Genomic DNA, 24,951 nt, shown 5'->3' on the forward strand with positions numbered 1-24,951 from the left:
TTACAACGTCAGTTGCCCGCGCTCCTCCTCGGTCAACTGTTGCTTCGCCTGTTCATCCAGCGCCCCGGCACCCAACACCTGCACCGGGCTGTTCGGGTTGTAACCCGGTGCTGGCACGCGGCTGGCACCATCACGAGACGGCGCCAGCTGTTCGTTGCCGAAGCTCAACACCTGCACGGTGAACACCGACGCCTGATTCTGTCGCGAAGCCGCCTGCTGCTGACGCGCGACATCTTCCGCCGCTTGGGTGGCCGACGATGCCGCCGAACTGGCCGAGGTGATCGCCCCGGTGTTCACCGCCGACACCACCGGCACACCCGTCGCCTTGCCCTGCACCGAAATGTTCGCGGCGTTGACCACCGTCAGCGCGGCGATGTTGACGTTGCCCGACACGCGAATCCCCGCCTCGCCCGCATCGATGGTGCCCAGCGGCGCGATCAGGTCGATGTCGCCCGGTGCCACTTCGGCGATCGGGTTGAGCGTGGCGATACCGGCGCCGGTGCTCGGCACCGATGGCGACAGGGTGACGTTGCCCCAAGTGTCGTAAACCCGTTTCGGCGGGGTGTAGACCACGGTGGTTTTCGAACCTCGACCGGCGTTGATGTCGCCCTCGGCCGACCAGCCGAGAATCGAGCCGCCGAAGGTGGTCATGATCCGGCTCTGGCCGAGCAAGATACTGCCCTGCGAATAGAGCTGAATGTTGCCCGAGCCCTGAGTGATGATCCCCGCGGTGGACGGTGGCGCCGCGCCTTCGATGCCGAACACCTGACCGCCGCCCGGGGTGAGCATCTGGATGTCGCCGCCAAACAGCGTCTTGACCCCTGCCCCGCCGTACATTGTGATGTCGCCGTCGTAGCGGATCGGATTGCCCGCCACATCGGTGGTCGGGAACAGCGCTGCAATGGCGTTGCGACCGCGCAGGTAACTGCCTTTGCGCGGGCCATCGACATCGTTGTACTCCAGGCCACCGGCGCGCAGTTCGGCGAAGTAGACCTGCCGCGCGAAGATCGCCTGTTCGGTACTCGGCAGTGCGGCGTAGTACGCTTGCGCCTGCTCATCACTGCCTTTGAAGCCGTAACCGAGGGTCAGCCAGCTCTGCAGTTCATCGAGGTAGGTCTTGACTACTTTACCCGGCTGCGCGCTCAGGGACTGGTCAGGCCTGGCGACGTTCTGGCGGTTCAGATAACGCGCGATGAAGGCGGCATAACCGGGCCCCTGCGCGCCCACACCGGCCTGCATCACGATACTCGCGCCGGGGCGGTTATCACCCGCTACCACAGGCCCGATGCTAGTAATACTGGCGCGGTCTTCCATGAGGATGTTGCGCCCGGCGTTGATGTCCAGAACACCCGGCCCTGCGATGTCGAAGCTGCTGTAGAGAATGTCGCGGCCTGCCGATACCCGCGAGATATCCCGCGCATCGTTATGCACGAACAGGTTGCCTGTCGACGCAATGCCTTCGGTACGAGGCGTGCCCATTTCCGCGTTGGGTGCGGTAGCAGGCTGGCCGAGGAAAGTGCCGGACGCCACAATGTCGCGCCCGGCAAGCATCCAGACCGGCCCGGCCGCTTCGTACCAGGTGCGTCTGGAAAGATTGAACGTCAGCGTTTCACCGCTGCGCACGCCCACCAGATCCCCGGTCAGGGCATAGAAACGTGCCGGTGCCTGCACATCACTCAACCCCGAGTAACTGTTGGGCCCAAAGGCAAACAGCGGATAGCGCACATTCTTGTCCGCTGAAACACCGTCACTGTTCAGATTGGTCATGATTGGCGTCGCCGACGTACTGCTGCCGTAGCCATTGAATGCCGGAGCGAACGGCGTGGCGATGGCCAGTGGACTGGCGCCCGACTGGTTGATCGCATAGCCGCCGGCATAAATCGAATCCTGCGCCAGCAACTCCAGTTGCCCTGCATCCGACGGCGCCAGCAGCAATGAATAACTCGTTGCCGGCACTACGCCGCTGCCTTGGCTGTACACCGCTGACGGCCCGGCATAGATCGAGCCTTGCGCAGCCACTGCGCGCAAGATCGACGGATAGACAAAGCGCCCGTCGGTCGGCGAGGTATTACGCGCAGTAACGGGACCTTGCCCGGTGGTTTCGCCCAGTTGGGTGCTCGGCGTCAGATTGCCGCCCGCTGAAAACAGGTTGATTGCCGTGTGATCGGTCCACAACGAGAAACCGCTCAAGCCGCCGCCGTCGTGTGCGACACCGTCCTCGGTGGTGAACGACGTCGAGTTCTGCAAGCGCACCCGGCCCGGATCCGCGGCCCCACCCAGCACCAGATCGCCACGGGTGTTCAGGCTCATGGCCGAATCGCCCGGGATCAACACCAGGCCGCCGGAAGCGCTGCCCAGCGTGGCCGTAAACGGATCGTACGGGCGGACTTCACGAACGTCCTGAACAGGGGCGGCAGCGCCATACTGAAGATTGATACCACCCAGCGCACCACCGGTCAGTTGTGCGGCACCGCGCAGGTTGATCAACGCACCTTGCAGATCATGTTGCGCAATACCGATGCCATTTTGTCCCGCCCGGGCCTGCAACGACGGGTTGACCGAGCCACCCACGCGGATGTCCATGTCGCCGCCGCCGGTCAATTGCAGAGTACCGTCGCTGCCCACACGTCCGGTGCTGCCGACTGCCACGATCAAGCCCTGCCCACGAGGATAAAGGTTGCTGTTGCCGCTGCCGCCCATGGCCTTGAGCATGCCGGCGTCAGCACCGGCGCGCAGGTTGATGTTGCCGCCACCCAACGTCCCGAAACCGGTGAACCCCACCAGGAAGGGGCCAGTGTCGACGCTTTGATCCGGCAACGGCTGAGTCGCGTAGCTGCCGAAGTTGATCCACCACGCCGTCGGCACATCGCTGCTGCCGGTGCCCTGACGCCAGAGCCAATTGCCCACGGCCACACTCGGCACCTGTTCCGGGGTATCCATGTTTTGCGAGTACCCGCGACGACCCAGCACATCGCCGGAAATCGAACCGCCGGCATTGATTGTCAGGTTGCCACCCATTTGCGGGTACCAGGCCTGATACAGGCTGTCGTTGCCACTGACCCATTTTTCGTAATCGCTGCCGCCACTGCCCAGCACCGAGCCGTTGTCCGACAGGCGTCCGCGCGGCTGGTTGTACAGCGGATCGACATCCTGCGACTGTGTGCCGGCGGTGTAGACGCCGAACGGTGAGTCCATGCTCAGATCGCCCGCGGCGAGCACGTCCAGATCGCCGGTGCCGGTGCGCAACACGCTGAACATTTGCGTGCGGGTTTTGACGGTGATGCCCGGTTTGTTTTCGACGCACAGTTCCGGGAACGCACCGCACCAGGACGCCACGTCATCGTCGCTCATCGGGGAGCCGGCAGGCATGCCCAGCCAGTTGTCCGGCGCCCACGCCCAACGCGGCGCCGGCACGCAAGAGTTCGGCGCCCAGTCACACCAGTCTTTCAGATCGTCAGGCACTGGCTCACCGGGAGTAAAACCACCCAGATTGCCGTCGCCCCAGACCAGCGTCGGCGGTTTTTCCGTCACCTTCAAGCCGTAGTGGGTGTCGGCCAGACGCAAGTGCCCATCGCTGGAAAGCGGCTTGATCGCGCGGCTGTCCGCCGCACTCAGATCCGCGCCCGCCACCACGCGCATCGACCACGACGCACTGCCGGCCGGCAACATGCTTGCGACTGCCCAGTTGCGCCCCTGTTGCGTGCCGCTCAACGGTCGCAACTCAATGAACGCGGTGCCGTCGGCCAACACGACATCCGTCATCGACGGGATCAGCGAGCCACGCAACAGAGCAAGCGAACCGCTCAGGCGCACGCCCTTGATCGCGTTGGTGCCGGCCTCGACGTTGCCTGGCAACGGCACGCCTTTGGGCCAGCGCACGGCGCCGATCGCCGTTACGTTGTTCAAGCGGATGCCCGCGCCAAGGCGACTGCCCGCCGGCAAGGTCACGCTGTCGGCAAGTAACGTACCGGCGGCGTACAGCAACTGGCCCGTCGCATCGTGTACCGCAGCGGCCAGCACTGTGCCTGCGCTCAAGGTATACGGTCCGGCCAGGGTCGCCTCGGTGGGCAACAGGGTCCCGGTGGGCAGCGTCGCCGCTTGCAGCGGCACGTCGTAGTTCAACGTGACACCGGCCGGGAACAGCGTGCCTTCGGCCAGGGTCACGCCCGCCGTCGGCACGATCAGGTCGCCACCAAACGGCTGGATGCCCGGCAAGAGTTTCCAGCCGGCATCGTCGACGGTTTCCGGCGGCGGCGCGAAGCCGTCGTTGAGGCTGCCATGAATATCGAGGTTGCCGCCGGCACGCATCACCAGACTGCCCGCCTCGCCCGAACCGTACACAGCGGTTTTCTGCGTATGCGGATTGAGGCTGGCATAGCGGTAGCCGGACAAGTCCACATCGCCCTGCACCACCAGATCGCCGTCGGCGGTTTTGCTGGCGATTTCCACGCCCGGCCGTAAATGGAACGCATCGGCGTAGGTGGCATTGTTCAGCCCCGCCAGCTTGTTCTGCAGCAGGTTGCGGTTGGCCAGCGCGGCGTCGATGAACGCACTGCTGTCAGCATGGATGCGGTCGAAGTAGGCCTGATCGATCACCTGATACGGCCGTCCGCTGGCCGCCGGGTCGACGCCGTCGGTGGCATCGGTATAACGCCGCGTGGCGTTAAGGCCAATCGACCGTGCGCCCTGAATGCTCAGCGCACCGCTGGCATCAATGGCGATGTCATCGGCACCGAGGCGCGGCGCGTTCAACTCCAGCGTGCCGCGCAACAGCCCGTCGGACTGCCCGGGCAATGTGCCCCGCACGGCATCGGTGCCATGACGCAGATCGATCCGCGCACCGGCGCCAAGGGTCAACAGACCCGCAGCGGAATTGAGCTCAACCGTCGCCCGGTTCGGCGCGTCGATGATCTTGCCGTAGCTGTCGACCCGCAGCACACGACCATGGGCGTCGAGCACGGCGTTGCCGGCCAGGGTCAGGCCGTTTTTCGCCGACAGGCGAATGTTGCCGACCCGCTCGCCGCTGGCATCGATCAAACCCGCGACGGTCAGGCTGCCGTTGTCCACCGAGACGTTCACTTCGCCAGCCTTGAGTCCGTCGCCAATCAGCAGATCCCCCTGCTTGAGTTGCAAACTGCGACTGCCGAAGACCTGACCGGCATTCAAGCGCTGGTTGAGGGCGGCAAACTGCTGACTGGCATCACCGTTCAGGTGCTGGGCGCGGATGTCCACGCCGGCGGATTTGTACGGTACCCACGTGCCGCCGGCATCGTAATGGCCGCTGCTGGTTCCGAGGATCTGGCCTTGCAGATCAACCATGCCCGCATCGCTGGCCAGCGCGACGGCACTGAGGGTGCCGGCCTGATTGTTCTGCGCCGAGAGGTCGATGCGCGAACCGGCGGCCTGGCGGATATTGCCGTGGCTGCTGTACAGCGCCACATCGCCGCCCCAGCTGTACTTGCTGACATCATTGAACGGCAAGGTGCGTCCGGCCATGTCCACAGACGCGCCATCGGCGAGGGTCAGATCGCCCTCGGATTTCACCAGCAGTTTGCCGCTGGCCAGGGTGATGCGGCTGTCCAGAACGACGCTGCGGGCATCGAGCGTCAGTTCCGCGCCCAAGGCATTGGCGGCCGCTGGCGTGCCGGCGCCGGTGAGCGTCAGGTTGTTGCCGGCCTTGAGCAGGTTGACCGAAGCGGCCTCCCCGGTCAGCAAGGGTGTGCTCAGGTTGAGATTGCCGCCGCTGTAGACATAGCCCTTGACTGGATCGTAAGCGCCCTGTTCCTGGTACACCGCTAGGCTGCCCTTGTGATTGGCGGTGATGCGCTCACTGGCGCTGAGGTTGACGTTGGCAAAACCCAGCGCCAGCCGATTGTTCTGCTCCAGACCGCTGGCCTGCGGATTGGGGCCGTAACCGAATTCGATGCGCTGCGCCTGAATATCGAGAGTGCCGCGGCCCGTGCCGGCGCCGCCAGTGATGACGGCGCCGGGATGCTGGCTGGCGCCGTTCCAGATCAGATTGGCGGTGCGAATGGACGCCACGTCAGCGCTTTCACCCAAGCCGTAAATGGCTGGCGTGGTGAATATCAGGTTCTGCAATTTACTCACGCCCGTTTGCGCGTCCAGCGTATCGAGGCTGACGTTGCCGTAAAAGTTGAACGCATCGCGGCTGGTCAGGCTCAAGGTTTCCAGCGCGGGTGCAGCAAACTGCGTATCACCGCGCAACAGGCGATCGAGCACGTTCTGGTTCAGGGTCAGACCGGTCGGCACGCGGTTGCCGGCAGCGCTCAAGGCTTCGGCGCTGCCAGCGTTGACGGCGCCGACAGCCAGGGCCAGATGGCGGGTGCCGAAGCGTACCGACTCATCGAGTTCAAACTGCTTGTCGGTGGCGGCGGTAATGCTGCCGTTGGAATAGAGCAGCGTCGGGTTGTTACAGACGGTCGTCGGGCACTTGCCAATACGAATGTCGCCCGCACCGGAAGTACCTTCCGCTACCGCAGGCGCCAGGACGTTGGTCCAACCGTTCGACACCATCAGCAGCGCGGCCGCCCCCGGCTGGTAGATGAAACCACTGCTGGAGTCGTACGGCGCGTTGCCACGGCCCAGGGTGTTGATCCCCGAGCCGGCTTCGAGGGTAATGCCACCATCGCTGCGGGCGGTGCGCAACAGCACCTCGGGCGCCGACAACATCGCCCCTTCGCGCAGGGTGATCGACGTCGTGTAGCCAGTGAACGAGATGATATTGCCCGCGCCGCTGTAATCGATCAGCGGTTGCGCGCCGAGGGTCAGGCGCCCGGCATTCAGACCGTTGAGGCTGTCGGCATACAGCGACACGCCAGTGAAACCGTCGGTGCGCGAATGCCCGGCGCCGAGAATTTCAAAGTCCATTGCCCCGCGTACCGTGGCCGTTCCGACCACCCCGCCGGCGGCCGGGGCGAATAACGCGCGGCCGTTGAAATCCAGGGCAACGTCCTGCTCGGCACCTGGCATCAAATACAGATTCAGCGATTTGCCATCCATAGGGGCCAAGGCCCGGGGCACGCCACGCCGTGTCGCGTCACTCTGGATGAATTGGCTGAAACCGGTCTCGTTGTACTGCGAATAACGGCGCAGGACATCCGCAGACGTCAGAATGACCTGGCTGGGCAGGCTGTTACGCAGCCCGGTGTTGGCAATCGACATCTGCCCCGAACGGGTCCACGAACCATTGCGCATCTGCAACGCGTCGTTGCTGACGCCTGCTGTGGCCTGACCATTGACTTCGACCCGGAACGCCCCGGGCAGCAAGGCAAAGGTCGAGGGCAGCAATGTGTAGGTGCCCGCCGCCAGACCCGGCACGCCGGCACCGAGGGTAATCTGCTGGCCGATGCGCGGGTCGACCGCCCCAGCCTCGGCGAGCATCGGCGCGTAGTCACTCTGATTGCCCGGCACGATGGCGTACACCGGATTGCTGGCAAGGCCCGGCAGGCTGAAGGTGCCGTCATTGGCGTTGCGCACCAGCGGGTTGTAGCGGGCATCGGTAGAACCGCCGCGCCCGGAGACAAACCCGGCGCCGCGCAGATCACCGCCACCGGACAAATCAATCAGCGCGCCGCTCTGTACATCGACATAGCGCGAGGTCAGCGTCACCCCGGCCGTGTCCGCACTGATGCCCTTGAGCTGAACGGATTTGCCAGCGTAGCGATAGTCGATGCCGTCGGTGGTTCCGCCATACGGCATGACCAACCCGGCGGCGCTGACCGAAGTCACGCTACCCGGCAGCAGGTGCAGCTCGCGGGTATTGACCACCGTCTCACCGCCAAGGCTGATCATGCCCATCGGTGCGCGGATTACCCCGCCTTGTTCAATGCGCCCGGCCGCCAGTGTCAGGTTGCCAAACACCGAATACGGCAACGCGGCCGGTGCGGCCCCGCTGCTGCTGATGCGCAAGGTGCGAGCCGGATCGGCACCGGGGATCACGCTTTGGTAGCCCACCCGCACCTCGGCGGTGACATCGCTGGCAGGATAGATCTGCGCGGCACGCAGGTTGAGGTCGCCCGGTGTCCACAGTTCGGTTTTCTCGACATAACCGGTCGGCGCCAGAAAGCGCAGGTCACCACGGCTTTGCAGGGAGACCTGATCAAAGCCACGACGCGTCACCTGCAAGTCCGCACCCGTGAGCTGGACAATATTGCCCGCGGTACCGAACGACAGGCTGTTGCTCAGGTCCAGTTGATCCGCACTGGCATTGAATTGCCCCATCGATACACGCGTAGTCGGCGTGTTCATCACCCGTGGCCGAAGGTTGCCCGGCGCCTCGAAATACTTGCCCGTACCCGACAGGCGCAGGTAGGGCGCAGACAGGTCGATACGCGCATTGTCTTGCGCGCCTTCGGCCAGCGAAATCGCGCCGGCATACAAACTCAGACTTTGCTGCATGTGCAGATTGACGTCCCCGTCGAACGACAGCAGGCCGTTGCTCAGCACACTCAGATTATCGAACCCGCCAGCCATCAACCGGTCGGCACTCAGGCGGGCACGCCCGTATTGCAACGCGGGCGCCGCTTCTCCCGGTTGCACATCGGCCGGCAACAGGGCATCAGCGGTTTGCTGGCTGATGATGATTTCGCGCGGCACGCGCACCTCATTGCTGGCGTCACTGCGCAGATAACTCGGCGTCTCCAGGGCGATCTCCAGGCGCCCACCCGCCGCACCGACGCCACCGGCTGCCGCGCGCAGGTCGCCGTCGATGAACAGGCCGTTATAGGAACTCAAGGAAATTCGCCCGCCGTCCGTAGCGACCGCCGTCGGCCCCTGCCCGGCGATATCCAGCAGCGCCTGCGCACCGGATGCGTCAAGCCGCGCGCCATTGCGCACGACGACATAGGCATCGGCCGCCGTGGCGGTGGCCTTCCTCGCATCGGTTTCACCGCCAATGATGATGCTGCCGCCCTTGCCCACCAACCCATACACCCGGCCCAGCGCATCCACGCCCGTGGCAGCGCGCCCGGCGACATCGAGCACGGCGTGGTCGCCGATCCAGATCGTGCGGTTGTGGGCATCTTTGTCAGCGACTTGCGAGGCCTCGGCGACATTCATCGAGCCGAACTGCTGCTGGCGAATGTCGATGATGCCGCCCCAGGCATTCAACTCACCGTCGACAGTAATCTGTCCGGCGCCGCGCACGTTGATGCTTTGCCCCGGGTCGACACTGATGCGCGAGCCCTGGCCAAGGGTTAACGCATTACGCGCAGGATCGCTCAACGCCACCTCGCTGGAACCGGCCTGCAAGCTCAGGCTGGCACCCGCGCGTTGCGTCAGTTGCGCCTTGCCCGGATTGTCCTGATAGAGCGTCGGCGTCCACAGTTCCAACGCCTGTTGCGGGGCGACACCGCTGGCCTGACTGGCTGCCGCGTCAGCAAACCGGTAAACCGGCATCAGCACGTCAATCAGCGTGTTGTCCGCAACGTCCAGGCGGTTGAGCCCGATCAGGTTGTAGGCCGAAAAGCCCTTGTCGAACAGATCTGCTTGCAGCTGCAAGGTATTGTCGGCGAGATCTTTGTCGGTCTGGCCGATCAGCACATTGCCGGCCTGAATCAACAGGCTGCCACCGCCCGTCACACCGTAGCCACGCAACTGGCCAGCGAGGCGCAGATGACTGTCACCCGGCGCTGACAACGCACTGGACTCCAGCGTCATGTCACCGCCCTTGCCCCCCCGAGTCTTGCCGTTGGCCAGGATCGCGCCGCCGGAGGACACGTCGAGCAGGCTGCCGGTGCCGATTTCGATGTCGCCGCTGCTGCGGATCGAAATGACGCCACCGTCCAGATACGCAAGACTGCTCGCGTCATCCGGGTCAGTGCGCAAATTGCTCCACAGCCCCCGGGTGTCCAGTTGCACTTTTTCCGCCACGCGAACACCTGTGGTCGTGCCCGCAGGCGCAACGATGCGGGTATCGGTGACACGGTCGGTATTGAGCTGGTTGAGCACGTTGCCCACATGCAGGCTGCCGCCCCGCGCAATCAGGTCGGCGTTGACCTGCACCTGCGGCGCGTAGAGGGTGATATCGCCACCGTTGCCGACCGTCACGGCGCCGTCCACGCCGATGTGCTCTTTGGCGGCGACCTTCAGTGCGCCCAGTTGCCAGTCACTCAGTTGTGCGGCATCGAGAAACAGCTTGCCATTGCGCGCCTCGGACACCACGCCGGTCAGGCCCGCGTCGTTATCGCCGAGCGGACGCTCAATGCCGATCTGCACCTGATCGAGCAACGGACTGAGGCCATAGAGCACGCCACCCGCCGCCGCGACGTAGGCGGCATCGTAACCACCGACAATCAACTGCCCGCGCCGCGCGAGTGCGGTCTGACGCTGCGCGTAGCCATCGAGCACGGCACGCGGCGCCTGAGTCTGGCGCTCGCCCTGATAAACCTGCCCCAGCAGTTGCCCGTCGAGCACCGCGTTACGGGTGCCGATCACCAATTGCCCGGCATCGCGACCCACGGTGTAGCCCGCCTCCAGGCGCTTGGTCGGTGCGATCAGCGGATTGTAGTAATAGCTCGTCTGACCCCAGCGTTCGCTGCTGTCTTCATAACCGTTGTACAGACCGCTGTAGAGCAGATCGCCTGGCGCCTTGGACAATTCGTAGAGATGCCCGTCAGCACCGCGCAACCAACTCTGGCGAATCTCGCCACTTTGCACATCGAGCGTGCCGCCAGACAGGTTGATCAACGACCCCTTCTCGGTCACCACGTCATTGCCGGCGAAATTTACCGTCCCGCCCTGGGCCATCCATTCACCGATGCTGTGGCCCTGGGTGCCAAGGTAACCACCGACTTCGAGCAACCCCCCTGCCGTGTACCAGCGATCCGTGGCGTAACCGTTGGTGCCGGCGGGCACGTAGACCAGTTCACGCACATCAACCCAGACGTCGTTGCTGTTCAGCGCAGCTTTGTCGCGGTTGCCCGAAGCGTCGCGCTGTTCGTTGCCCTGCACATTGATCTTGATGCTGTTGGATTCCATCGCGACTTTCACGCCGATGGCGCCGGAAACGTCGATCAGCGCACCGTCGCGCACCAGGCTGCGACGCTGCGCGGCCACGGCGATTTGTCCGCCCGTGGCCAGGGTAATCGAACCGTTCTGGAACTCGACGCTGCCACCACTCTGGATGTCGATGCGCGATTGGTCACTGCGAATCGAATTGGTCGGGGTAACGGCGGTCAGTGCGGACTGATGCTGGCTGTCGAGGGCCGTGAGGTCACTGCTGTCGAGCATGATCGCCGTGGCACTGCCCTGCCCCAGCGTCACGCTGCCTTGGGTGTCCGTCGCCGGGTTGAGCAGATGAATCGTGCCGCGCGTGGCGACCGATGTGCTGGCGAGCAATACGCCGTTTTGCACGACCTCATGGCCGGTCAGGGTGATGTCGCCGGTCGCGGCCTGAATCAGTCCGTTGTTGCTGACCTTGCCGGCAACGCTGGCGGCTTTGAAGCCCGGCGTGACTTCGTTGCCGAACGTCGTGGAGAAGCCGTTGCCTTCGGTGCCCGAACCCTTGCGAATATAAAAGCGATCCCCCGCCCCCAGCACGGTCTGGCCCTTGGCGGTGTTGATGCTGCCGTCGTTCTGCACTTCGCTGCCCAACAGCAAGGCATAACCGCCGGCGTCGGTGGACTTCGCCGGTCGCGCGGTTTCAATGGACGCCCCGCGCTCCACCAGCACTTTGCCCACCGCGTCGGTGAACGTCGGCTGGCTGGCGCTGCTGTCGAAATACAGGCCGCGATCACGGAACTGGATATCGGTGATGTTGGCGGCGGCCGCCACCAGGTTGCGCACGTTGACCTGACTGGTGCCGCTGAAAACGATGCCGTTGCGGTTGATCAGCATCACCGTGCCGTCGCCCTTGATCTGCCCCTGAATCTGACTGGCGCGTGCACTCGGATCGTTGACCCGGTTGAGCACCGCCCAATTCGCTTGCTGGGCAAATTCAACGCTGGTGTTACGCCCGACGTTGAAGGTTTCCCAGTTGAGAATGGCTTTGTCGGCGGTTTGCTCGATCTTCACCGTGGTCTTGCCGTCGGCCTGAGTCTGTTGCGGGCCTTTCGCGTTCTGCCAGCCCTGGGTGAGGCTGTTGTCGACCTTCAGCCCCCCCTCGGCCAAACCGTCCGGAACAAACTGCACCGAGCCCAATGCCGTCGCGCGTCCGGCCGCTTGCGCCGCTTGCTGTGCAGCAATCGCGGCGACGGTGTTGTTCAAGGTCTGAATCGAACGCTGCAGCTGTTGGTTGGCCTTCTGCTGTTGCGCCAGCGGCGGCGTCATCCCCGGCAAACCGCCGGTGCTGGGCCGTGCAGCGCTCGCCTGCTGCGCCGCGCCCTTGGCGGCAAACCATCCCGAACTGAAAGCAGTGGCCGCCTCGGCGCTGCCCGCCACCAGACACAAGGCAATCGCCTGCGCCAACGGCTTGAGCATCCACAGCGCCGGATCGACGACAAGACGCTGTTGAGGCTGGACACGGGTACTGCGACGGGATGGGCGAGCGAGCATCACTACGAGATCCTTTTGGGTTGCCACACGAGGCCGCAGGTCGGGTGGACCCTGCTGTTATGACATAGGCGGTTGGCGAAGGCCGCGACCGAACGGATGTCACACAAACTTCATGATTGAGGAGTAGATCGGCCAAAAAAAAGCAGCAGCCCGAAGGCTGCTGCGATTGCATTGCGGTTGAAGCGAGGCTTACAAAGGACGACCGATAGCGTTGCAGACGCTGGCGTTGTTGATGTCCAGGTTGTTGCCCGAAGTGTTGGTGACGAAGTTGGCGGTCACAGCGGCTTTCCAGTTGGTTGGAACCGGAGTGAAGCTGTGCGCGATGGTGGCAGCGTTGTTGCCCGGGTTGCTGTAGTGAGTGGTCAGGAAGCTACGGACATCGTTGGCCACGGTTGCATCCTTGTAGCACTGGCCGAAGATGAAGTTGGTGTAAGCGACGATCGGGTAGCCGCTCGCCGGGTTAGGCACAACCGGTACCCACTGCGCCGGGTTGGCAGGCGCGGCTGGCAGAGCGGCCGAACCCAATGCCAGGGAAACGTTGGCAGTGGTTGGCTGCACGCCGTTGACGCGGGCAACAACAGCGTTGCTCGCGGCGTTCACACCGTCCGGACCGACATAACCGATCGAACCGTCAACGGCGTTGACCTGGGTGGCGACGTCAGACGTACCGGCAACACCCACCCAGTTCGCTGGCAATGCGGAGCCGGCTGGCAGGCGAGCGTTGGTGAAGGTGGAGTTGGTGGCGAACTTGGTCGGGCAGATCGAGTTCAGGTGGCGAGTGAGGATTTCCGAAGTACCGCTGGAAACGTTGCGATAAACAACGCGAATCGGCGTGGTGTCGGCAGTACCCAACAGTGCACCCCAAGTGGTTTTGGCGCCCGAGAAGGCATCACACAGCTGAGTGCTGGTCAGGTTCAGCGCGGTCTGGCCAGACTTTTTGTAAGGAATGGCAACCGAAGTGGCCACCGAAGGCAGTTGGATCAGCGGGCCGTACGAAGCGCCGTAGGTGCTGTTGTAGGTGCTGATTTCCGTAGCGCTGAGGATCGAGTCGCTACCGGCGAAGTGCACCGAACCGGTGGTGCTGAACAGTGCGGAGTTGTTGGTCAGGAAAGCCGTTTTGCCAGTACCGCTACCGGTGCCCAGGTAGCTGAAGTTGGCTGGCAGGATGCTGTTGGCAGAACCTTTGTACAGAGCGGCAGGCAGAGTCGCGCCACCACCGGTAACGTTGGCGGCCATGGCCTGGGCGGAAGCCAGAGCGGCGACAGTCAGTGAGGCTGCGATCAGAGTGCGCTTGAACATGAAGAATCTCCTTTTCAACTAGGTTGTGAACACAGGTTTTCGGGTGACTTGCATGACACTGGGAGGACTCACCGGGGCCCTCGCTAGCGTTGGCCTTGGTTAAGTCGCACTGAGAAATTCGCAGTTTCCGGTGACAGATAAAGGAAAAAACCTCGGGAGGTGCGAGCTGTTTCTGAAGGGATTTTCTCGGGTGTTTGCCGGGTGCAGCGCAGGGTCTGGATCAGCGGTTTGGCGGAATCGGGCTGGAGGCAGTGGCGGGTGGTTGCAGATGACAGAAAGGAGAACCCGAGGATGGTTCTTTTGAGGGTCGGGTGATGCTGAAGTCCTGGAAAAAAGATTGGATTATTTGTTGCCCTGACTGGCCCCATCGCTGGCAAGCCAGCTCCCACAAGGAGCCAAGTTGTCAATGCGATCTGCGACACAACACAAGAACCTGTGGGAGCTGGCTTGCCAGCGAAGGGGCCAGGTCAGACACCCTAAAAACATCTGACACACCACTACTGGATCAACTCAGTGCTCGCAATGATCGAATGCCATTTACCTCACAACACAGAACCCTGTGGGAGCGAGCCTGCTCGCGAAGGGGCCCGATCAGACACCATCAAAACCGGCTACTGGACCAGTTGGTTGATCTCAATGATCGGCAACAACACCGCCATCACAATCACCAGCACCACCCCGCCCATCACCACAATCATCAACGGCTCCAGCAACGCGGTCATGCCCATTGCCCGGCGTTCGATATCACGCGACAGGGTTTGCGCCGCACGCTCGAGCATCGGTGGCAGCGAACCGGTTTTTTCGCCACTGGCGATCAGATGAATCAGCACCGGTGGGAAAACATTCTCCACCCGCAACGCTGCCGCCAGGTTGACGCCCTCACGCACCTTGGCCGTCGCCTCAGTGACGCTCAGGCTCAAGCGGTCATTGGACAGCGTCTGTCGCGCCGCTTCCAGCGCACGCAGCAACGGCACCCCGGCGCCGCCGAGAATCGCCAGCGTCGAGGCAAAACGCGCGGTGTTCAGCCCCAAGATGAAACGACCGAAAAGCGGCAACTTCAGCACCCGATGATGCCAACTCAAACGTGCCGCCGGATTGCGCAGGTACAGGCGCCAGCTCCAGAACGCCCCTGCGATAATCGCCGCACACAACCAGCCCCACGCCCTTATGAAATCACTGGCGTTGAGCATTGCCAAGGTCAGCCCCGGCAAGTCCTGCCGCGCCTGAGAAAACGCACTCACCACCTGCGGCACCACGTAACTGAGCAGGAAAATCACGATGCCGATCGACACCAGACCGACCACACCCGGATAGATAAACGCGGTGAGAATCTTGCCGCGCAGGTTGTTGCGCTCCTCGATGTAATCCGCCAGCCGCTCCATGACCTGAGCCAGATCACCAGACTCCTCCCCGGCCGCAATCAAAGCGCGGTAAATCTCGGGAAAGTCCCGTGGCCGCGCGGCCAGAGATTCGGCCAGACGCATACCGCTGCGCACATCCGCACGAACAGCACTGAGCGTATGGGCGATGTGCTTTTTCTCGGCCTGCTCGACCGTGGCACTCAGCGCTGCTTCCAACGGTAGACTGGCGCCGAGCAGGCTCGCCAGTTGCCGCGTGGCCCAGGCCAGATCGTTGTCCGAGAGCTTGGCGCTGAACAACCCACCGCCACCGTGTTGGGCAACGTTGCTTTCCTTGTGCACTGACAATGCGGTCAAACCGCGCCCGCGTAATGTTGTGAACGCGGCAGCCTGGCTGTCCGCCTCAAGGTGCCCGGATTCAATCTTGCCGGTCGCGTCGGCGGCTTCAAAACGATAGCGATTCATCAGGCGTCCCGTGTCACACGGAGGATTTCTTCAGGGGCGGTGGCGCCGCTGCGGATCCAGCGTTCACCGTCCTCACGCAGGCTGAACATCCCGGCTTTCGCGGCTGATGCGCGCAAGGCCTGCTCCCCTGCCCCTTGGTGAATCAGTGTGCGGATGTCGTCGTCGATGCAGAACAACTCGTGAATGCCGGTACGGCCGCTGTAGCCGGTTTGATTGCACGCTGGGCAGCCGACCGGGCGCCAAGTGCCCGGTGCCGTTGGGTCTTCCTGTTTGCATTGATTACAGAGGCGACGCACCAGTCGCTGCGCCAAAACTCCGAGCATCGACGAGGCCAGCAAAAACGGTTCGACGCCCATGTCGATCAAGCGGTTGACCGCCGACACCGCGTCGTTGGTGTGCAAGGTTGCCAACACCAAATGCCCGGTCAGCGACGCTTGCACGGCGATTTGTGCGGTTTCGAGATCGCGGATTTCGCCGATCATGATGATGTCCGGGTCTTGGCGCAGGATCGCCCGCAGCGCCAGGGCGAAGGTCATATCGATTTTGGCGTTGACCTGAATCTGGCTGATGCCCGGCAGGTCGTATTCCACCGGGTCTTCAACAGTGAGAATGTTGCTGGTACTCGCATCGAGCCGCGCCAGTGCAGCGTACAGGCTGGTGGTTTTGCCGCTGCCCGTGGGCCCGGTGACCAGCACAATGCCGTGGGGCTGGCGGATCAAATGATCAAGTTTGGCCAACACCTGCACGTCCATGCCGAGGGTTTCCAGATGCAGACGTCCGGCCTGTTTGTCGAGCAGACGCATCACTACCCTTTCGCCATGCCCGGTCGGCACCGTTGAAACACGAATATCGATCGGTCGTCCCGCCACGCGCAGGGCGATGCGACCGTCCTGCGGCAGGCGTTTTTCGGCGATATCGAGTTGCGCCATGATCTTGATCCGCGACACCAACGCACCGTGTAACGCCTTGCGCGGCGAGACCACATCGCGCAGGGTTCCGTCGACCCGATAGCGCACCACCGAATGGGTTTCGAACGGCTCGATGTGAATGTCACTGGCCTCGTCGCGCGCCGCTTGGGTCAGCAGCGCGTTGATCATGCGAATCACCGGCGCACCGTCCTGGGTGTCGAGCAGGTCAGTGATTTCCGGCATGTCCTGCATCAGTCGGTCGAGGTCGACTTCGTTTTCTGCAGCGCCGACCACTGCCGCCGCACTACCGGTGTCGGCGTAAGCACTGGCGAGCAAGCCATCGAGCTCGTCATCGCGCACCCGCTGAATAGTGGTCGCGCCGAACTGCCGTCGCGCTTCACTGATCGACCAGCCTGGCGTCGACGGGCACACCGTCAACACGCCATCGCACAACAAAATCCGCTGCGCCTTGGCCCAGGCGTAAGGCAGCGAACTCATCTCAAGCCCTCCCCAATTCCTGTAGGAGCTGCCGAAGGCTGCGATCTTTTGATCTTTGGCCGTTTGGGGCCGTCGAAGAGCAAGATCAAAAGATCGCAGCCTTCGGCAGCTCCTACAGGTCCGTTTTCCAGATCAAGAGGCGATGTCGGCGTCATTGGATGGGCACCGCTTTGATGGTTGCGCGCGGACCCGACCCAGGTAAAACCGCCGGCACACCCTGCGCCGCCGTCGGCAACTGCGGCGCCTGCATGTCCGGCATCGCCCAGCTGCGTTCCGGTTGCAAACCACCCTGGGCGCGACGCATGAAGTCGTAGCGATTAAGAGTAATGCTGCGCCCCGCTTCGCTGTCGCGGATGATGTAAGGGCGCAGGAACACCATCAGGTTGGTCTTGGTGATCGCTCGACGCTCGTTGCGAAACAACGCGCCAATGCCCGGCAAGCTGCCCAGCCACGGCACCGCGTCATTGCTCTGGCTGTAGCCGTCCTGCAGCAACCCGCCAAGGACCATGATCTGGCCGTCGTCGAGCAGAATACTGGTATCGATCGCGCGTTTGTTGGTGACAATCCCCGCCGAATTGGCGCTGGCCGAAGCACGCTCATCAATGCTGCTGACTTCCTGATAGATATCGAGCTTGACCGTACCGCCCTCGGAAATCTGCGGGCGCACATTGAGCTTCAGACCGACCTCTTCCCGGGTCACGGTCTGGAACGGGTTATTGCTGGTGCCCCCGCCGCCGGTAACGTAACTGCCGCTGACAAACGGAATGGTCTGGCCGACAAAAATACTCGCAGCCTCGTTGTCGAGAGTCAGCAGATTCGGCGTCGACAACACGTTGGTGCCGCCCTTGCTTTTCAACGCCCGGGCCAGCACTTTCAGATCAAGAATCTTGCCGATACCGGGGATGTCGACGGTGCCGTTGACGTAGCCCAGGTTCAAACCCTGCGGCAGCACGTCGATGCTGGTCTTGCCGTTGGTGTTGATCCCCGAACCGCCCAGATTCGCGCCACCGATCACGCCATTGCCACCGAGATTGCCGGTCTGCCACTGCACGCCGAACTCGCTGGCATCGTCCTCGCCGACTTCGACGATCAGGCTTTCGATCACCACTTGCGCACGACGCTGGTCGAGCAGATCGATCACCTCGCGCAAGTTGCGGTACAACGGCTCCGGCGCAGAAATCAGCAAGGTGTTGGTAGTCGCGTCGGCCTGAATGGTCACACCGCCGGCACTGAAGGCGACGTTCTGCTCGCTCGCCTGATTACCGCTGCTACTGGTGCCGCCACTGCCTTGTGCGTAACTGCCACCGGTACTGCCGCTGCTATCGCTGGTCGATGTTGTACCGCTGGTTTGCGTACCGCTCTGGCCATTCTGCCCAGCGCTGCCGCCGGTACTTGCGCCCATGGCACTGAGCACCGACCGCGCACTGTCACTGGTGCCGCTGTCGCTCTCGCCCGTGAGCAAACCACGCAACGCCTGCGCCAGTTTCGCCGCTTGCGCGTTACGCAGATAAACCACATGCAGATTGCTCGGATTGCTCTGCGCGTTATCCAGTTTATAGATCAGATTACGCGCCAGTTCCGTACGCTCCGGACTACCCGCGCGAATGATGATGGTGTTGGAGCGCGGATCACCGATCACCGCAATTTTCTGCGTCGGATCATTGCCCGGCGCATCCAGCAGATCAGCCACCATCGGCGCAATGTCAGCAGCGATGCCGTTCTGAATTTGCACCACATCCGTGTCAATCGCGCTCGGCGAATCAATGCTCGCAATCAACTGCGCAACGCGGGTCAGGTTCTCGGCGTAATCGGTGATGACGATGGTGTTGTTGCCGGGATAAGCATTGATCGGATTGTTCGGCGAAACGATCGGCCGCAGCACCGGAATCAGGTTCACCGCGTTCTCGTATTGCAGGCGAAACGTGCGCGTCAGCATTCCGTTGCCCGCCGGTTTATCAGCACTGTAAATCGGCCCGCCGAGCAACTTCGCATCAGCCTCCGGTACCACCTGCGCCACACCGCCGACATCAACCACGCTGAAACCCTGCATGCGCAACGCCGCCAGCAGCATGTCGTACGCCTGCCGCGCCGGCACCTGACCCTCCGAGACCAGCGTCAACGTGCCCTTCACCCGAGGATCGACCAAAAACTGCTGCCCGGTGGAACGCGACAACGCGCGCACCACCGCTTGAATATCCGCGTCGACAAAATTCAGCGTCACCGGTTGATCGCCCAAAGGGTTGCTCGGCAAGGCAATGCCCGAAGCCCCCGAACCGCTGCGCGCACTCTTGGTGATGTTGTGCAATGGCTTCGGCACAGGTCGCGCCTGAGCCTGCGCACGTTCGCGATCGAGCACCGCATCGCCGCTACGCTGGGTGTTGGCCAGCGGCCGCCCGAGTTCACTGTCGACCAGCAATGGCGGCTGATTCTGCGGCGTGGTGGTGTTGCTGCACGCGCTCAACGCCATCAGCAGCATCGGCAACGCCAGACGTGCCGGTTTGGATCCTGACCCCTTCATGAAGCTTCCTTAGCGCCCAGCGCCTGATCCATGCGAACGGTGCCTGACAAAGTGCCGGCAGTGACTTCGGTCGAGGGGTTGTCCGCGCGTTGCAAACGGGCCTCGACCACTTGCAGAGAAAGTTGTGCCGGGTTGCTCAACAGCCAGTCGAGCACGGCGTCGGCCGGCGCCGCGTCGAAGGTCAACTGCCAGGCGCCCTGTGCCTCCTGTAATTGGTAATGCCCCGCCAAGCCACTGGCCTGAAGGGTTTGCTCCAGCGACTGCGCCACGCTTTGCCCGTCCGGGCGCACGCGGACTTCGCGCAGCAGCACTTCCAGCGCTTCGGTCTGGGCGCGCAGCTTTGGCGTCTCGGTTTGCCAATAGGTGATTTTCTTCAGCGGCGGCTGGATCAGCGCGACCCACAGCAGCAGGCCGATCAGCGCTAGGGCCATGCCGCCGACCATGCGTTTTTCGCGCAACGCCAACGGCTGCAAACGCGCCTGCAACTTGGCGTTAAAGCGTTGCCACTTGGCGCGGTAAACCGCGAGCGAGGCCTTATTCATCTTCTTCTGCTCCGCCGCTGTCATCGCTGTCGCTTGGGGTGGCTTCAGTGGCCAGACGCAAGGTCCAGCCTTCGTCGTCGGCGGTGACACTGATGCCGGCCTGGGCCAAGGTGCTTTGCCACTCCTGATCATTGCCGCCGCGACGGGCTTCACTCAGCAGACTCATCTGCAAGGTGCCATCGACAAACGCCAACCGCTCGACACTGCCAGCCATCGACGGCATGCCGCTGCCGGCCTGCAACACCAGACGATTGAAAGTCTGCGCCGGATCATCCGCCGCGCCCTTCTGCCGCGCCGCCAATTGCTGACGGGCCTGTTGCAACGGATTGAGGATCACCGGCAACTCAGGGAAGGCCTGCTTTACCCGCAGGTTCATTTGGGCTTTCAGTTGCTGGCCCTGCCCGGCTTCGCGAGCGGCATACAGATTCAAACCAACGACCCAAACAGCCACGGCCAACGCGGACAGAGCGATCGCCCTGCCCCAGCCGCGATGCTCGGTTTTTTGTTGCTGGACTGCGCCATGCAATCCCCAACCGGGTAACGGCCCGGTCCAGCGCTGCACATCCGCCATCGGCAGTTCAGCACCCGGCGGCGGTTGCTCACCGATCCAATGCAAAGTGATGCCCGGTTCCCACACGACACCGTCGAAACCGTCATCGAACAACGGCTGCACCCGCGCCGCCTGCACACTGTCGCGCAACAACAAATGCCCGTCCTGCATGCAAGCGACGCTGCCGGGCAGCACCGGCAAACTGTACGGCGCAGGATAAAGACCGCGCAGGTTCAGCCCAGCACTTTTAAGCAACTGACCAAAACCCAACAACTGCCGCCGAGGCGCCCAGGCGATCTGCACCTGCCCGGCCTCGTCCCGCGAACTGTGCGCAATGTGCATCTCACTGCTGTCGCCCAGCATCAACGCCTGCGCCGCACATTGCACCGCCGCGACAATCTTGTTGGCCGGCAGCGGCGGCAAATCGAGACTCGCCAACAGGCTGTCAGCCGGGTGCAGAAAACACACCAGCGGCGGCAGTTTCGACTGCTGACTCAACTGGCTCAGACTGTGGCGTTCCTCCCGCGTGACCTGGCCCTGACGATCCAGCCAGGCGCAATGCAATTGACTGTGCAGATCCAGCTCCGCCAAGGGCGGCAACGCAATCTTGAACTGGCTCATACGCCCACCCGCGACCAGATCACTTGCGGCAAGCGGTCCTGGCTGCGATGCAACAACGCCTCAAGACTGACCCGCCGCTGATCCCGCCGCGCCTCGCCGCGCAGGCGAAACCAGTCACTGGTGATGCCGACCTTGACGCTGGTCAGCTCCAATTGCGGCATGCGCAAGCGGTTGACGAAATCGCCACGGTTGATAAACCAGCGCCCGGCATCGCGCTCGGCGATCAACGCATTCGCGCGCTCCAGCGACAGCCCCGGCACATACGCAGCCAAGACCGGCGCGGTGGCGGTGTTGCCGTTGAGCCAGGTCGTCGCGGGGATCACCGTCAGGTACGGTGCCAGTTTGCCGATCAGCGCCTCATTCACGCCGTCGACACTGCGCAAATCATCGATGCTGCGCAGCATCGGCAACGTCGGCTTCTGCGGTTTGTGTGAAGTATTTGGCGACGTCGCGCGGCCACTGTCGAAACCACTTTTCGGCGCCTCGGCAATCTGCGCATTCAGCAGTCGCGGGTACGAAGCGATCACCCGCTGACTGATGCGCTGACTCAACCCGGCGCTGACTCCGATCAACTCGCACAAGCGCTGAAACGCCGCGACCTGCGCCTCATCGACACGCTCGTTGGCGACCAGATTGCGCAGGTTGAACTTGCCCTGCTCATCCTCCAGCCGCCCTTCAAAACCTTGCGCCGAGAGACGCTGCGCCCACGGCTGATCGAGCCGGGTCAACGGATCGCGCTGACGTGCATCCCACAGCAATTGACGGCTGATCTCCAACCCGCCCAGCACCAGCCAACGCCCCTGCACGCGCTGCTGATCCGCCTCCAGCGCACGGGTCGACACGCTCTGGCGCGTCAACATGCCCGCCGCAATCACCGCCACCACGGCCGCAATCAACAACGCGCTGATAATCGCCATGCCCTGTTGCTTCGCCCCCTCAGGCGAGCGGCTGTTCATGGCCGGCCTTACAACTGCCAGGAACCGATATCGGCATTCACGCCGTCGCCATCCGGCTGACCGTCGGCACCGAGGGAAAAGATGTCGATCTCGCCATTGGCGCCAGGGTTGAGGTACTGATAAGGACGACCCCACGGATCGTTCGGCAAGCGCTCCAGGTACGAGCGCCAATTGCTGCTCTTCGCATCCGCCGGCCGCTCCACCAACACCTTCAGGCCTTGGTTCATGCTCGGGTAAGTGCCGTGATCGAGGCGATACAACTTCAACGCCTGCATCAACCCACCAATATCCTGCTTCGCCGCCGTCGCCCGCGCCTGATCCGGCCGGTCGAGCACCTTGGGCACCACCATCGCCGCCAAAATCCCCAGAATCACCACGACCACCATGATCTCGATCAGGGTAAAACCCTGCTGCCCACGCGGCGCGCGCATCGGTTGCTGACGCGATTTGAAAGGTGCGATATCCATCTCGACATACCCTGGCTTGATTCGATTCGACGCGCAGTGTTGCAAGAAGATATGTCAGTGATGTTGAAAATCCTCGGGTGTTTTCGTCGTCAAGCCGTCAAGCACGCGGGTTAGCGTCGAGGGCTGGGTTTTGGCTTTGGGCCATGTATGCGTGCGCGTTCGCGGGAAGAAGGTTTCACATTGATTGAAGTGCTGGTGGCGCTGGCGATTATTGCCGTGGCGATGTCGGCGGCTGTGCGGGTGGCGGGGTTGATGACGCAGAGCAGCGGGGTTTTACGGGATCGGTCGGTGGCGCTGATTGCGGCGCAGAGTCGGATGGCGGAGTTGCGCTTGGAAGGGAAGTTGCCGATGGGTATGAAAGCGCAGGAATGTGATCAGGGGCGGTTATTGTTGCGCTGTGAACAGGTGATCAGCGCAGCCGAAAATGGACGGTTGCTCAAAATTGGCATCCAGGTTTTCGACCGCAACCAGGATGCGCCGCCGTTGGCCAGGCTTGAGACCTTGTTGTCACGAACGGAAAGCCCCTCACCCTAGCCCTCTCCCAGAGGTAGAGGGGACTGATTGGGGGATATTCGAGAGCTACACCGACTTGAACGTCTTTCATTGAATCCAAAATGGCCAAGCTCACAAAGCCAAATCGAAGGCCCTTCAACCAAGCCATAATCGCCAAAATCTTTCAGGTCGACGTACCCCGCAGGACACCTCGGTAGGCCTCCTCTCCCTCCGGGAGAGGGCTGGGGTGAGGGCCGCTTCTACTCGCAACCCCCAGAATCACCAAAGCCATAATCCCCACGATCTTTCAGGTCGACGTACCCCGCAAGACACCTCGGTCGGCCCCCTCTCCCCCCGGGAGAGGGCTGGGGTGAGGGTAGCTTTTGCCCCCCATCCCGGAAGAATCATCTACAGAAACTGAGACCGGCCAGAAGCCATCATTGCCATGACAATGGTATCGTCCCCTCCTTTTCCAAATTTCTGACAGATTATGAATAGAACCAAATCCACAATCTGGGCCATTGCTCCCGCACCAAGCATCCCTGAATCACCCGCTCTTCCAATTGAGTCTGCAAACCTTCGACCCGCTTGCTTCGAGCCGCCCTATGCTGTCATGAGTATTCTCCCGTGCTCTCGTTGATGGATGTCTACAGGCCCAACACATCGCAGAACGCGCGACTGAATGAGTTGCTGACTGTGAGCGAAGCCAATATTGACAGTGCCGAATCCACAGCCGACCTATTGAAGGTGATCCACGAGTTCGCCTCCTACGATGGCCCGCTCAAATTCAATTGCACACGCGCATGGTGTTTTTTCGGTACTGGCCTGCTATTGATTGCGGGCGCTGTAGTCCTTTTTGGGTATATGAATACCTATTCCGTCGTTTCTTTCTTTCAACGTCTGCACATTGAGCCTGGCTTGGTCGGCGCAGTCACTGGTGTGCTAGGCATCGGGTTCGCCGTTGGGAGCATGAAATGGATGACATCCAAAGCTGATCGCTTGCCATCGCTCAGCCGAAGAATTGCTGAACTGTCCTCCTACTTCCACAACGAGTTGATGTTCCTGGAAGAAGACTCGGACTGGACCCTCGACGAACTGGATGCGCAATTTGGTGACTACACTCGAGGCAACTACAGCCGAGAGTTTGTCGAATCGATAGAGGGAGTATTTACCGGCACACTGCGTGAGCTTCCTTACAATTACCGCCAACTGCACTACGTCAACAAACGAACGGTGCAAGTCACGGTGACCGACAAAGAAGGCAAAACCAAAACGGAGACACGAGTGGTGTATGACCACTACGACCGGTACAGTTTGGTCATCGACTTTCCCTGGGTCACCGGGATATCGGTCAGATCTGATGACCAATCAGAGAACGACTACTCATGGCCGATGGACACGGCATCTCCGGACTTTAATAAAGCGTTCTGTTTGACTGGGCAGAGCGAGATACTCTGCGCGAAATTCATCAAACCTTCGACAGTGCTGCACTTGTTGAAGCTATTCGACATCCTCCATCGTCCGAACCTGGAGTTCTCCGACAATGGCAAGCTGTGCCTCAGCTTCGCGAGCAGCGACCTGCTCGCGTTCGGCACTGAGCATACGCTGGCTTCACCCAACGAGTTTTACGCAGAAATTTCTGCGGGTGTCGCACTGCCGCGCCTGATGTCTGCGCTCCAATGGAGCCATGCACTCAGTGAACTGCACGATGACAACTTTGCCTTGACCGCCACTCCCCCAAAAAAACGCAAAGAGAAGTAAGCC

Annotated in this window: 11 protein-coding genes; 2 read left to right on the forward strand and 9 right to left on the reverse strand. The window is 62.3% G+C overall.

Features of this window, described 5'->3' with window-relative positions:
- The 9 genes from KBP52_RS05265 to gspG all read right to left on the reverse strand — a co-directional run bounded on the left by KBP52_RS05265 (position 1) and on the right by gspG (position 22,659).
- Positions 1–12,513: a filamentous haemagglutinin family protein gene (locus KBP52_RS05265; RefSeq protein WP_212622267.1), complete on the reverse strand. Its 12,513-nt coding sequence runs from the start codon at positions 12,511–12,513 to the stop codon at positions 1–3.
- A gap of 189 nt (positions 12,514–12,702) precedes the next feature.
- Entirely contained in the window at positions 12,703–13,812 is a 1,110-nt protein-coding gene (locus KBP52_RS05270) for a substrate-binding domain-containing protein (RefSeq protein WP_077573207.1), read from the reverse strand.
- Positions 13,813–14,423: 611 nt separating this feature from the next.
- Complete coding sequence (gene gspF, locus KBP52_RS05275; protein ID WP_212622268.1) at positions 14,424–15,635, reverse strand: type II secretion system inner membrane protein GspF; 1,212 nt, start codon at positions 15,633–15,635, stop codon at positions 14,424–14,426.
- Entirely contained in the window at positions 15,635–17,041 is a 1,407-nt protein-coding gene (gene gspE, locus KBP52_RS05280; protein ID WP_212622269.1) for a type II secretion system ATPase GspE, read from the reverse strand. Before gspE ends, gspF begins: the two co-directional genes overlap by 1 nt.
- A 151-nt stretch (positions 17,042–17,192) precedes the next feature.
- Positions 17,193–19,559 (reverse strand): type II secretion system secretin GspD, encoded by a 2,367-nt coding sequence (gene gspD / locus KBP52_RS05285; protein ID WP_212622270.1) that lies wholly within the window; start codon positions 19,557–19,559, stop codon positions 17,193–17,195.
- Positions 19,556–20,101, reverse strand: coding sequence for a type II secretion system protein GspM (gene gspM / locus KBP52_RS05290; RefSeq protein ID WP_212622271.1), 546 nt, complete (start codon positions 20,099–20,101; stop codon positions 19,556–19,558). Before gspM ends, gspD begins: the two co-directional genes overlap by 4 nt.
- Positions 20,094–21,272: a type II secretion system protein GspL gene (gspL, locus tag KBP52_RS05295; protein WP_212622272.1), complete on the reverse strand. Its 1,179-nt coding sequence runs from the start codon at positions 21,270–21,272 to the stop codon at positions 20,094–20,096. Before gspL ends, gspM begins: the two co-directional genes overlap by 8 nt.
- Positions 21,269–22,228, reverse strand: coding sequence for a type II secretion system minor pseudopilin GspK (gene gspK / locus KBP52_RS05300; protein WP_212622273.1), 960 nt, complete (start codon positions 22,226–22,228; stop codon positions 21,269–21,271). Before gspK ends, gspL begins: the two co-directional genes overlap by 4 nt.
- Positions 22,229–22,236: 8 nt before the next feature.
- A complete protein-coding gene (gene gspG, locus KBP52_RS05305) occupies positions 22,237–22,659 on the reverse strand; it encodes a type II secretion system major pseudopilin GspG (RefSeq protein WP_185057849.1) in 423 nt (140 codons plus the stop codon).
- A gap of 183 nt (positions 22,660–22,842) precedes the next feature.
- On the opposite strand from gspG, the gene gspI reads away from it, so the two are divergent.
- Together gspI and KBP52_RS05315 are read left to right on the forward strand one after the other, a co-directional pair.
- Positions 22,843–23,229 (forward strand): type II secretion system minor pseudopilin GspI, encoded by a 387-nt coding sequence (gene gspI / locus KBP52_RS05310; RefSeq protein ID WP_123593771.1) that lies wholly within the window; start codon positions 22,843–22,845, stop codon positions 23,227–23,229.
- A 654-nt stretch (positions 23,230–23,883) separates the two neighbouring features.
- Positions 23,884–24,948: a hypothetical protein gene (locus tag KBP52_RS05315; RefSeq protein WP_249122260.1), complete on the forward strand. Its 1,065-nt coding sequence runs from the start codon at positions 23,884–23,886 to the stop codon at positions 24,946–24,948.
- The last annotated feature ends 3 nt before the right edge of the window (positions 24,949–24,951 follow it).

Source organism: Pseudomonas sp. SCA2728.1_7 (assembly GCF_018138145.1).
Lineage (GTDB): Bacteria > Pseudomonadota > Gammaproteobacteria > Pseudomonadales > Pseudomonadaceae > Aquipseudomonas > Aquipseudomonas koreensis_A.